At 38.3% G+C, this 12,940-nt stretch carries 11 protein-coding genes and 1 riboswitch; of the genes, 3 read left to right on the plus strand and 8 right to left on the minus strand.

Annotation, left to right across the window (positions count from 1 at the left end):
• The 6 genes from ACFSO7_RS13190 to ACFSO7_RS13215 form a co-directional block, all read right to left on the minus strand.
• Positions 1-1,512 carry a cobyric acid synthase gene (locus ACFSO7_RS13190; protein ID WP_377877791.1) on the minus strand — a complete coding sequence of 504 codons (1,512 nt, stop codon included), beginning with the start codon at positions 1,510-1,512 and terminating at the stop codon, positions 1-3.
• Entirely contained in the window at positions 1,509-2,882 is a 1,374-nt protein-coding gene (locus ACFSO7_RS13195) for a cobyrinic acid a,c-diamide synthase CobB (protein ID WP_377877792.1), read from the minus strand. The genes ACFSO7_RS13190 and ACFSO7_RS13195 overlap by 4 nt, the downstream gene beginning before the upstream one ends.
• A gap of 11 nt (positions 2,883-2,893) precedes the next feature.
• A complete protein-coding gene (locus ACFSO7_RS13200) occupies positions 2,894-3,436 on the minus strand; it encodes a cob(I)yrinic acid a,c-diamide adenosyltransferase (protein WP_377877793.1) in 543 nt (180 codons plus the stop codon).
• Between the two features lie 96 nt (positions 3,437-3,532).
• A complete protein-coding gene (locus ACFSO7_RS13205) occupies positions 3,533-3,997 on the minus strand; it encodes a flavodoxin domain-containing protein (RefSeq protein WP_377877794.1) in 465 nt (154 codons plus the stop codon).
• Positions 3,978-5,024 carry a ribonucleotide-diphosphate reductase subunit beta gene (locus ACFSO7_RS13210; protein WP_377877795.1) on the minus strand — a complete coding sequence of 349 codons (1,047 nt, stop codon included), beginning with the start codon at positions 5,022-5,024 and terminating at the stop codon, positions 3,978-3,980. The genes ACFSO7_RS13205 and ACFSO7_RS13210 overlap by 20 nt, the downstream gene beginning before the upstream one ends.
• Before the next feature lie 21 nt (positions 5,025-5,045).
• Positions 5,046-7,328, minus strand: a complete 2,283-nt coding sequence (locus ACFSO7_RS13215; RefSeq protein ID WP_377877796.1) for a ribonucleoside-diphosphate reductase subunit alpha — start codon at positions 7,326-7,328, stop codon at positions 5,046-5,048.
• Positions 7,329-7,706: 378 nt separating this feature from the next.
• Positions 7,707-7,906: riboswitch (cobalamin riboswitch) on the minus strand.
• A 193-nt stretch (positions 7,907-8,099) separates the two neighbouring features.
• Here ACFSO7_RS13215 and ACFSO7_RS13220 point away from each other — a divergent pair.
• Complete coding sequence (locus ACFSO7_RS13220) at positions 8,100-8,618, plus strand: ribonuclease H-like YkuK family protein (RefSeq protein WP_377877797.1); 519 nt, start codon at positions 8,100-8,102, stop codon at positions 8,616-8,618.
• A 475-nt stretch (positions 8,619-9,093) separates the two neighbouring features.
• Here the strand turns inward: ACFSO7_RS13220 and ACFSO7_RS13225 are convergent, their stop codons facing one another.
• Positions 9,094-10,080: a sensor histidine kinase gene (locus ACFSO7_RS13225; RefSeq protein WP_377877798.1), complete on the minus strand. Its 987-nt coding sequence runs from the start codon at positions 10,078-10,080 to the stop codon at positions 9,094-9,096.
• Positions 10,081-10,092: 12 nt separating this feature from the next.
• Entirely contained in the window at positions 10,093-10,794 is a 702-nt protein-coding gene (locus tag ACFSO7_RS13230; protein ID WP_377878010.1) for a LytR/AlgR family response regulator transcription factor, read from the minus strand.
• Positions 10,795-10,951: 157 nt separating this feature from the next.
• Here ACFSO7_RS13230 and ACFSO7_RS13235 point away from each other — a divergent pair, with 157 nt between their 5' ends.
• Together ACFSO7_RS13235 and ACFSO7_RS13240 are read left to right on the plus strand one after the other, a co-directional pair.
• Entirely contained in the window at positions 10,952-11,692 is a 741-nt protein-coding gene (locus ACFSO7_RS13235) for an ATP-binding cassette domain-containing protein (protein WP_377877799.1), read from the plus strand.
• Positions 11,692-12,855, plus strand: a complete 1,164-nt coding sequence (locus ACFSO7_RS13240) for an ABC transporter permease (RefSeq protein WP_377877800.1) — start codon at positions 11,692-11,694, stop codon at positions 12,853-12,855. The genes ACFSO7_RS13235 and ACFSO7_RS13240 overlap by 1 nt, the downstream gene beginning before the upstream one ends.
• Positions 12,856-12,940: the final 85 nt, after the last annotated feature.

Here is a 12,940-nt window from a genome sequence, read left to right on the forward strand (position 1 = left end):
CTACTTTCTCTTCGTAAACTGTTCAATCTTTTTATATAAATTTGGTATATTAATGGCTCCTCGGACATGATCTGCCAATCGATTAAATTCATGTTCTTGACGATCTTGAAATAAAGGCCTGTTGTCCAGCGGAAGGAGATTCTTCTCTTTTCTTATAAGATTTAGGAAATGAGATCTGAATCCATCGTTATGAAATATTCCATGAAAATACGTTCCAAATAGCATCTCTTCTTCATTCTTGCTACCTTCTGAGCGGTCACTCAGTTTAATAAAAGACGGCAATGACGTATCAGAAATGGACTGGCCCATATGGATTTCATAACCTGAAACTTTTAGAGATTCTCCTGCAATTTCCACCTCTCCATTTGATCGAATCGTTGTTTTTGTTTGGGCAAGAATTGTTTCTATTGAGAGTAATGACAATCCTTGGGCTTCTTTAGCGCTCGATTCAACCTGATAAGGGTCCTTAATCGTCTCTCCTAACATTTGATATCCACCACAAATACCAAATATTGCACTCCCATTCAAATGTGCATTTATGATTGCTATATCAAGCCCTCTTTGCTTTATGTAAGTAAGATCTTCTATCGTACTTTTACTTCCAGGTAAAACAATCAGGTCTGGCTGGCCGAGTTCTTCGGGAAGATTTACGAATCGAACATGACAATCGATTTCATGACATAAAGGATCAATGTCTGTGAAATTAGAGATTTTTGGATAGTGGATGACTGCAATATCAATGTCTTTATGTTCATTTTTAGCTGTACTGTATTTCGTCAAGCTTAATGAATCCTCAGCATCGATTTGCAAATCCTCTAAAAATGGAATAACACCTAGAATCGGTTTCCCGGTGTACTCTTCAAACCAACTTAACCCTGGCTCCAATAACGATAGATCCCCGCGAAATTTATTTATAACAACACCTATTACTCGATTTCGATCCTCTTCTGATAGGAGTTGAAGTGTTCCGACTAGACTTGCAAACACGCCGCCTTTATCAATATCACCAACTAATAGGACAGGAGCATCTGCCATTCTTGCCACGCTCATATTAACAAGCTCACGATCATTTAAATTCACTTCTGCAGGACTTCCAGCCCCCTCGATCACAATTCGTTCATACGAGCTTGCTAGTTCCATATATGCTAGCTCAATAATATTTTTAGCAGAATCATAGAATTCTGATCGATAAGCTTTTGCCTGCATATTTGACAACGGTACTCCGTGAACAACCACTTGTGCTTCATAATCACGAGTCGGTTTTATTAAAATCGGATTCATATTCGTTGTAGCGATTATCTTTGCTGCTTCCGCCTGAACTCCTTGAGCTCGACCGATTTCTTTTCCATCTAATGTCACATAAGAATTCAAAGCCATATTTTGCGATTTAAAAGGGGCGGTTTCATATCCATCTTGAGCAAAAATTCGGCAAAGAGCTGTCACTAAAATGCTTTTTCCCGCATCCGAATGAGTACCTTGAACCATAATAGGGATCGCCTGTTGGTTACTCATTTGTGCTTCCACTCCTTACATTTAAGTAAAAAATTCTCCAATACACTTGGACAGGAGGCGAAATGAATATGAGTGTAACCAGCGATTACATTTTTATACAAAAATCCTTCTTCTCCTTCTCCGAACATGCCTTTAACATAGTAAGCTTTTTCATGCTCGTTACTTGGATGATAGGTTGAGTAGTGATATTCATGACCACGCGCTGATTGATTTTCATTAAATAAATAGTTCCCGTTTAGCTCTGATATTTCTCGGTAGCCAATTGCCGCTAACCGATCCTGCATTTTCGTAACACCTGGAATAACACCAACCATCGGGTATTGATCCCTTTCAATGGTTTCAATCGTTTCAGTTAAAAACATAAATCCACCACATTCCGCTAATGTGGGTAGGCCGTCCATAATCTTAGAATAGATGGATCGCTTTGCTTCCACTTGTACAGATAATTTGTCAGCAAATAGCTCTGGGAAACCCCCACCAATATAAAGTCCATCAGCATCTTCCGGGAGCTTTTCTCCTTTTAATGGAGAAAAATAAACGATTTCCCCTCCAAAGGATTCAATCAGATCAAGGTTTTCTTGGTAGTAAAAATGAAATGCTTCATCTTTGGCAACCGCTACCTTTACATCCATAGGAATTCTTTGTTTAAATAAGGAGTTGCTTATATTTATGTTTAAAGGCGTTTGCTTACTAAGTTGAAAAATTTGATTTAAATCGAACGTTTCGCTTACTAGCTTTCCTAGCTGATTTAAATTCTCGTCTAATTCACCACGTTCAATAGCAGGAACGAGTCCAAGATGTCGCTCTGGCATTTCAATACGACTATCTTTTAAAAGATACCCACACACCGGGATTCCACATTCTTGCTCGACAGCCTCTTTTATTATTTGATAATGTCCTAGACTCCCTACTTTGTTGGCAATGACTCCAGCGATTTTTGCACGTGGCTCTAATGCTTGAAAACCTTTCACAATTGCGGCAGCACTACGTGCCATTTTGGAGCAATCCACCACAAGAATGGTTGGACAATCTAGTAAAATACTTATTTCTGCGGTCGAGCCTTTGTTCGAAAGAGGTGACTTCCCGTCATAGAAGCCCATAACTCCCTCGATAATTGAAATATCTGCATCCTGACTACCTCTATGAAAAACCTCTTTTACAACCTCCTCTGAAAGCATCCAGCTATCCAGATTTCTTGAAGGACGCTTTGTTACAGCTGTATGGAAAGTTGGATCGATATAATCAGGACCGCATTTAAACCCTTGAACAGTTATGCCTTTTTGTTTAAAGGCTGCCATGAGTCCGATAGTTATACTAGTCTTTCCCGCTCCACTCGATACACCAGCCACGACAAGACGATTTGATGTCATATGGTTACCTCCTAATACTCAATACCTCGAACAGCGTCAATCCCTTCATCATAATAATGTTTTTCAACATCAATGACGGACACTAAATCGGCAGCATTTTTTACTTCTTGCATAGCACTTCTACCCGTAATGACAAGATGAACATGTTCTGGCTTTCCTTTAATCAGATCAAGAACCTCCTGTAATGGGAGCACATCATCAATGGGAAAGGAATCAATCGCTAATGCATTATTTAATTCATCTAGTATCACTACGTCATACTTCCCAGACATAACGGTTTCTTTAGCCACAGCCCATGCCTTAGCTAGTGCATTTCGGTGTATTTCCGGAGTTTTTGTCCATGTAAATCCTTCACCAAGCTGCACGATTTGGGCACCTAATTTTTCTAGCGAGCTTTTTTCACCATAAGAACGTTTAGGTGATTTAATAAACTGAAGCATTTTTACTCTAAGACCATGCCCTAATGCCCGAACAGCTAATCCAGTCGCTGCCGTTGTCTTCCCTTTTCCATCACCTGTAAACACAAGAGTCAATCCTCTTTTATCGTCATTCATTTAATCCACTCCTTAAATGTTTTTAAATTTGTCATTTTTTTATATAGAAACTGCTTCAACGTGAGTATTTTGTATCTATACGGGAGTAAACTGCGTCTATCCGAGAGTCCTCTCTTCCAACCTATTCAGCAACACCTCTACGAAACTCTGACACCGCACCTTATCTTCTGCCTGTGGTGCAAGCTCAACCTTCAATGTAGCGGCCAACCCCGTATGGACGTAGAGCATATCGCGAAATTCATCCACTGCTCCACAAAAGTAGGGGTAGAATTGATCACCTGTTCCGACTATTCCAGTAATAACACTCTTAACCTCTTGTTCTTCAAATGCTCTATATAAAGGTAGCATTTCGGGAGGAATTTCCCCATTCCCCCACGTATAACTTCCAATGACTATGGCATCGTATTCATTCAACTTGTTTAACCTAATCTCATGAGCCTGCATAACCCTAAGCTCAACATCCCGCACTAAAAACAAATCCCCCAAAATGTCCACTAATTCCTTTGTATTCCCCGTTATGGATGTATAAACGATAGCGATCCTATAACTCATCGAACCCATTGGACTGTGTTACTTTTGAATAAGTTCTTGATTTTTGCTCGAAGAAATCTGATTTGGTTTCGTTGAGCATTTCATCGCTAAAGACGTGGATCCATGGCATCGGGTTGTCCCTGGCTATATAAAGATTTTGTAGGCCTAGCTGGCGTAAGCGCTTGTTAGCTAAATATTCAACATAGCCTTCGAATTCTTCCAACTGGATTCCTTCGATATCCTTTAAGATAAAGCGTGCCCATTCCTTTTCAAGTTCGACCGCTTGATCAATTGTCTTATAAATATAGTAAATATTTTCGTCCGAATTTAATTCAGGGTTCTCTGTTAATAGAATGCGAATAAATTGGGCGATGAAGTAGGCATGCTGCATTTCATCTCTCTGTATATAGCTAATCATCGTACTCGTCTTGAGCATTTTTTGCTGGCGGGCAAGATGATAGAAAAAGGCAAATCCCGCGTAAAAATAAATTCCTTCCAGATTAATAGAATTTACCCCTAGTTTAAATAGATTTTGTGGTGTTGGATCTTGACGGAAATTTTCGTAAGCATCTAATATTAGTGCATTTCGTTTACGAACGATGGGGTCATTTTTCGCCTCATCAAATCGTTTGTTCTGTTCACTTAATGGCACGAGAGAACTCAAAATATAGGAATACGATTCATTGTGAACAGCCTCTTGTTGGGATATGACAGCAAAGATAGCCTTAAAGCTAGAATCAGTTACATAGTCCATCACCTGAAACATCGTCGGTGTTTGCAGGCTATCCAGAGACGCTAGCTGCGTATTAATCCGTAAAAAAACATCCTGCTCTACTGAACTGAGATAATCCCATTGCTTCAGATCATCCTGCATATTAATCTCTTGTGCTTTCCAAAAGTTTGAAAGCAATGCTTGATACAGATCATACATCTGGGGATAGGCGATATCATTCCAATTCAAGAGTCCAGAGGATTGTCCATTAATAATGCCTGTTGATTTATTTGGATATTCAGGGTTAAGTAATTTTATTTTTGATAATGGATTGTGAATGTCCATTTCACATACCTCCTTGAAAAATTAACTATGACACGCTTCACATTCTTCGATTTCTGCTTGGGAGGTGCTTCTCACATAGTAGGTTGTTTTTAGCCCCTGCCTCCAAGATTCGAGATGCAGATTTAATAAGTCCTTTGCTTTAATATCATGACGTACGTAAAGGTTAAAGCTAATCGACTGATCAATGTGACGCTGGCGAGCGGCATTCTGTTTAATACTCCATACTTGATCTAAGTCATGTCTGGCGCGGCGATAATACTCGTAAGTCAAATGATCCAAATCAGGTGCTGTCACTTTAAACTTGAAATTCTTCTTTTCTTCAGCGAATTCAACCGAATATAATGGATCAATTCCATCCGTTGATCCCCCGATTTTTGCCGTTGATGAGTTCGGAGCGATAGCCATAAGCCAACCATTACGAATCCCATTATGAGATACTTTCTCTTTTAACTTCTGCCAACGTTCACAATCGTAATTTTTCCGATCAAAATATTCGCCCGTTTCCCATTCTGATCCATGAAACTGGCTATATGCACCCTTTTCCTTTGCCAGCTCCATCGAAGCTTGGATCGTATAATAAGCAATATCTTCGTAAATCTTGTCAGCATAATCCACTGCTTCATTTGTTTCCCAGTGGATTTTCTTAAGGGCAAGCAAATGATGCCAACCGAAAGTTCCAAGTCCGATCGCTCTAAATTTTTTATTAGTCACCTGTGCTTGTCCCACAGAAATCGTATTTAAATCAATCACATTATCAAGCATTCTCACTTGAATCCGTACCAACCGCTCCATTACTTCGGCTGGTACCGCTTTTGCAAGATTAATAGATGAGAGATTGCACACAACGAAATCGCCTGGTTTCCTTACGATCACGATGTTCCCATCTTCGTCGCGATATTCTTTCACGATGGTCGTAGCCGACATATTCTGAGTTATCTCCGTACATAAATTGCTACAGAAGATAGCCGTTCTTCCTGCACCTAGTAAATGCTTATTGGGATTTTGTCGGTTCACTTCGTCCCGATAGAACATGTATGGTGTCCCTGTTTCTAACTGCGCCACCATGATTCGTGCCATAATATCCATGGCGCGGTATGACTTCCGTGGAAGCAATGGATTTTGAACTGCTTCCTCGTATTTTTCAGTGAAAAATTTCTTGTCGACTTCATCGTAGAAATCCTCTAATCCTAATGGATTCCCTTGCTCGTCTTTCCAGCCCATTATTTGTTTGACCTGGTGCGGACAAAACGTGTACCACTGGCCAGTACTTCTTCCGCTTTCATCAACCTCTTGGATTTTTTTCATAAAAAGGTCTGGAATGGTGACGCCTGTGAAAATGTCGTGTGCTTTCCTACGTTCATCACCATTATTGGTCTTGAGATCGAGAAATCCGTTCATGATATCTTTGTGAAAAAGGTCGAGGTAAACAGCAACAGCCCCTTGCCTCTGGCCGAGCTGGTCAACACTGACGGCGGTGTCATTGATGAGTCTGATCCACGGGACAACTCCCGACGAATTCCCTTTGAATTTCTTTATATCAGATCCTAGTGCACGCACTTTCCCGAAATAGATACCGATCCCGCCACCGTCTTTGCTCAGTCTAGCAATATCCCAATTGTTTAAATATATGCCGTCAAGTGAGTCATCGACAGTGTCGATAAAACAGGAGGATAACTGACCAAAGTTTTTTCCAGCGTTGGATAAGGTTGGCGTGGCAACTGTCATATAGAGGTTGCTTAATGCCCAATAAGCTTCTTTAATGAGATGTAGACGCTTAGCAGGATGCTCGTTTTTCATCATCGTCATGGCGATAATCATAAATCGTTCCTGTGGTAGCTCATAATGATTTCGATCGTGATCCTTGGCTAAGTAACGATCCGCAAGTAAGAATAAACCTATGTAATTAAAGAGATAATCCCGTTCCTGGTTGATTTCTTTACTCAGTTCAGTGATTTCAGCTTTTGTATAAGATTCAAGTAGATCAGGAGAATAGATCCCTTTTTCCGTTAAAACTTGGATGAGGTGATGAAAATCGCCATACTTTAGGGCTTGCTCATAGCCACGATTTTGTGCCGCCTTGGAGTACAATTCATTAAGATACAATCTTGCCGCGACGAATGTCCAATTTGGTTTGTCCATAGCAATATAATTAAGTGCGTATAATAATGCCTGATGATTAGACTCTTGTTCTGATAAATTTTGAGATTTGATTTTTTGAATGAGATCATCTGTATTGATATTGTATTTGTTTGCAGTTTGATGGATTGATTCTAAGACATAATCGAGTTCTGTTGACGTCGTCATTTTTTTCCTCCTTAAAATTAACAAATGCGTAAGCGCCTTGATCAGCCCCGACAAGCAAATGCCGTCCCAAAGAAGAGGTTTGCTCTTTAACCTCATCTTTTGGGCGCCATTTGACCTTGAGGTCGACAAAACCGACGTCCTGTCGCATTGTCGACACTAGTACATCCTGTACGTCGGGGCTAGGACTCTTGCGCTGAACGTAGAAAACTTTTAATAATTGAGTTGTCTATAGTGCGAAAATTTTATATTTTCCATGAGAATATAAAAAATCCGCTCAAGGGAACTGAGCGGATGAAACGATAACACCAAAAGGAGGCCATAAAAGGCATAGCTGTCCTCTTGTCGCCACCGTTTCATCTTCTCAATCCCCGAAGAAGTGAAACATCGTGAGTTTAGACAGGTCTCCTGACTTATGCATCTTCCTACTTTGAGCCCTTCCCATATAAGTACCTATTTTTATAAGCGCGCTTATACAGTGGTTTATCTCATTTCGTCTGCATTTACAGTTGCGGGGGCAGTTTTGGATTCACACCAAATTCCCTTTTAAGCCTAATGGCATCCTAACTCGTGGGCAAACACTATATGTAGTTGTAATTTCGTTAATATTTTTCAATATGTAGTTACATTAAATTAAATAGTATAGTAATAGATTGGATTTTTCAAGTAAATTATTTTTTGAGTTATTGATCCTTTGCACGACTATTACACCGTTTCCATAGAATAGGGTATACAGCTAATCATTCGCTAAAAGGAAAGATGTGGTGGAATCGTATGAACGATTCATTTCAAAATCTCCAAGAAACGAATATGTCTTTCGAGCAAGTTTTTGAACGGATCAAAAAGTTTATGAAACTTAATCCAAGTGGCCATTATCGCCTCATGGTCGGGACGGATTCCCAAGTTCATAAAAGGCAAACGGTTTTTATTACAGGAATTGTCATCCAAAACGCTGGAAAAGGTGTTTGGGCATGTATACAGAAGGTCATTATTCCAAGAAAAATGTTGCATCTGCACGAACGAATTTCTAAAGAATTATCTTTAACTGAACAGACTGTTTCCATGTTTACGGAAGAACGAAAAAACCAACTAATCGATATCGTCTTGCCTTATCTTTATCAAGGTGCCACCTTTACGATGGAAGGGCATATCGATATTGGAGCAGGTAAACGAAATAAAACGAGTGAGTTCGTGAAGGAAATGGTCGCAAGAATGGAATCCATGGGTGTTGAACCAAAAATAAAACCGAATGCATTTGTAGCGTCAAGCTATGCTAATCGGTTTACGAGATAATATAACAAAATTCCTCATGGGGTGATGTTTTCAAAAGGCTCTGAACGGCAAAAACATACTAGTGTTCATTGAAAATGTCGTTCATGAGGGCTTTGAACGACAAAAAAACACCAGTGTTCATTGAAAATGTCGTTCATAAGGTCCATGAACGACATAAAAATACCATTGTTCATTGAAAATGTCGTTCATAAGGACTATGAACGACAAAAAAATACCAGTGTTCATTGAAAATGTCGTTCATAAGGACTATGAACGACAAAATCACACCAGTCTACTGTGAAAATGTCTTTCATAAAGGCCAAGAACGACAAATACAGACTAGGTATCCATGAAAATGTCTTTTCATAAAGGGTAACCCTTCGCTTGAAGAAGGCATTTGCCTTACATAAACGTCCTTAATGCAATAATATTCCTTAACACCAAAACTAATATTCAACAACGAAAAGACCTATGCCCACACATAGGTCTTCCTTTATTAAGACGTCCTGGACTCCACTACAAACTCTGAAACAACAGGCAATTTTATCTTAATATATAATTGTGAACCATCGTATCGATATGTAAGTTTACCATGATATTTTTCAACTAAACTCGCAATTATATACGTACCTAATCCCTCGTGGCCATCTCCTTTTGAACTATATTGGAAGGTCTTAAATAGTTTATCCACTAGCTCGTTCGGAAGTGGCAAAGTGTGATTGGAAATTTCTAAAATGTAGATTCCACCATAAAGACTTGATTGTAAGTGAATGGCGGCTTGTTCACCTTTACGTTGGAATTCTCTTGCCGCTTCAATGCTGTTGGATAGCAGATTAGCTACTAGTTTACTTTGATCTGTTAATTTCAGTGGAATTTGCGAAACTGGAATTTGTAGATCATATTGTATCTTGATCGAGTTTTCCATGGCTAACCTCTGATAATCGTGAAGTATCGCGGCTATATGCCCTTCCTCCCCTTTTATCGAAGCATTGGTTTTTCCATAATCAGCTAATAATTGTTCAAAATAACTCTTTAACTCAACTATTTTATTTTCTTCTAGAAGATGATGGACAATATTCATATGTTTTAAAAAGTCATGCCGCTCCGCCCTAATCTTCCTAAATACTTCATTCTGTACATTACGCTCTAATTCTAATTTTGCCATTAATTCATTATCCTGAATCGTTTTTTCAATCTGTTTGATGGCTAAATAATCAATGATGTGAAAGCTAATTAAACAAGCCAATTTCGGCAAAATGAAATCAGAATTGGCCAAACCGACTAATAATAAAATTTGAATAGTAAGCTTCCATCCATATGCACTGTCTACTTTTTGAAATAGATGCCATTTGCCTTTAAGACTTTTGAAATGAATAACAGACAATATAATCGGGATCACCATATTAGGCAGACTTTCCCCGTATGCAAATAGAAAATATCCAATAATATGTAAAAAAATCATTAAACTTACTCGAAAATTCACACTCATACTCCTTTAAAAATAATTACTCTGTAATTTATCTAAATTCGCTTTCGTTACAATTGCTGTTCGATTTGTATGGTGAAAGCTTACCGTATAAGAATTCTTGGCAAACAATGAAAAATGCTTAACAAAGTGAATATTTATAATAAATCCTCTGTGAGATCGTAAAAAACTCCGATTAGTTAGCTCCTCCTCCAACTCATTTAACGTCAAATAGGTGGTAAATTCTCCATCCTTTGTTAAAATTGTCGTCGACCTGCCTGTTCTTTCTATGAAAATAATATTCTTCTTTTCTATAAAGTGAATATCCGTTTTCGTTTTTAAGACAAGCTTTGATTTATCTTGAACGACTTCCTTTTTCTGTTCAAGCCTTGCTATTCCCCTTAACAAACGCTCTTTCGAATAAGGCTTCATGATATAGTCCAACACATTTAGTTCAAACGCATGCACAGCATACCCGCTGTGTCCAGTGACGAACATGATCTTAACATCCAGTGCATAGCTATTGATTAAATCCGCAAGCTCGTATCCAGAAAGCTTGGGCATTTCGATATCTGTAATTAATAAGTCAATTTCGCTTTTTTTAATAAGGTCATATGCCTCTTCCGGATCATTTGTTGAAAATACAACATCAATGTCCTCCTGATTACCGAGGGATATCAGTAATTTTTCCAAATCATATTTCGAGTCATCCACTAAACCTACCTTCAGCATTCCCTTCACTCCGTGTCCATTTGTTACCATTTTACCATGTTTAATCATAAAATAGTCATTTTCACGACATCAGAAGGAAGTTTTACGACATCATCGCAGTCACCACTAACGATACACAGTATGATAAATCTATCAGAACGAGCAAGGAGGAATCAGAATGATTGAAGTCAATCATCTTTCGAGAAGCTTTACCGATAAAAAGACGACTATACATGCTGTAAATAATGTTTCTTTTAAAATAAATAAAGGGGAAGTCATTGGTTTACTAGGAGAAAATGGCGCAGGAAAAACAACGATGCTTCGCATGATTGCATCCATCCTTGAGCCTACATCTGGAACAATTCTCATCGATGGAATCGATATCCATAAACAACCCATGTTAGTGAAAAAATCAATCGGCGTTTTATTCGGAAGTGAAACGGGTTTATATGATCGTCTCACAGCATATGAGAATTTATCCTATTTTGCCAAGCTTTATGGATTAAGTAAACATGAAACGAAAAATCGAATTGAGCAACTCGCGGTAAGGTTTGGGATGAAGGATTACTTAAACCGAAAAGTTGGTGGTTTTTCAAAAGGAATGCGTCAAAAGGTAACGATAGCAAGAACCCTTCTTCATAATCCCGATGTCATCCTTCTTGATGAACCGACGACAGGATTAGATATTACTTCCGCTAACATGTTTCGTGAACTGATCCGTCAGTTAAAGAGAGAAGGGAAAACGATCATTTTCTCGAGTCATATTATGGAGGAAGTAAAAGAGCTTTGTGAATCCGTCATTATGATTCATAAAGGGGAACTTGTTTATGAAGGTACAGTAGCGCAACTTTACAAAGAAGAAGAAAGCGAAGATTTGAACTATATTTTCATGTCTCGATTAGTTAGGGGTGGCAAATAATGATTTGGCATATTTATTTGAAAGAAATGATTGATGCTTTACGTGACCGCAAAACGATTTTGTTAAGTGTATTATTTCCTGTACTATTTAATATTGGACTCGTTATGTTTATGGATCAAGTATTTTTAGCAGAGAAAAAAGAAACGATTAAAGTGGCTGTCAATGAAGGTGCAGATGCACAAGTGGGAGAATGGTTAAAGGAAATCGATCACTTGCAAGTTTCCTATGTGAAGGACCCGATTTCAACTGTCAAGGACGGAAAAGCTATTGTTGCTATTGAAGCAAATGAAGAACTTTATGCTAAAGCAGTTAGCAACGAACCAAGTATAATACTTCATGCAGATGAAGCCAGTATGAAAGGATCAGCAACGATTGACATGTTGTTAAATCTTTTCGAAGGAAAAAAACAAGCAGTCGCTGCTCAAGCGTTAACAGAAAAAGGTTTGGATTTATCCATCCTTAATCCGTTTACTGTAGCTTTTCAAAGTATAAGTGGAAACGATGATGGATCCATCTACATGATCTCTATTTTCTCTCAAATGATCATCATTTTTGCCGTACTTTTTGGTCAATTATCAGTAGCGAACGATTTATTCGCAGGTGAAAAAGAGCGAAAAACAATGGAAGCCTTGATCATGACTCCAGTTAACCGCTTGCATCTTATCGTTGGAAAATGGCTAACCATTTCAAGTCTCGGTATTATGAGTGGATTATTCTCTGTTATTACTTTTGTCACTGCTGTTACATTCTTTACAGATAAAATGGCAAAGGCCTTAAATATTTCTGATAATGCCTTGTTCTTTATTACTAGTCTTGGTGTTGGACTCATTTTCTTCTCACTTTTAATCGCAAGCATTCAAATGATTTTCAGTCTTCTAGCGAACACCATGAAGGAAGCTCAAAATTATGTCAGTCCAATTATGCTGTTGATGATGATTCCGTACTTTTTATTAATTGGTGTTTCCGTTAATGAATTGCAGACAAAACACTTCTTAATACCTGTTATGAACATCTATGCTTTAATCAAACAACTCATCTATGGAATTTATGAACCGACAAGTGCTATTTATGTGGTTGCTAGCTCAAGCGTATTTATTGTTATCTGCTTCACTATCGCTTTCACCATGTTTAAAAAGAGTAAATGGGTATTAGGAAAAAGTTAATTAGAAAGGGATGGTATCGTGAATAAACATCAAAAAATAAGTTTGGCTATTATAATTCCCATTCTATTATTCTTTTTAATCCTTT

Origin of the sequence: Bacillus sp. CGMCC 1.16607, assembly GCF_042683745.1 — a bacterium.
Lineage (GTDB): Bacteria > Bacillota > Bacilli > Bacillales > Cytobacillaceae > Pseudoneobacillus.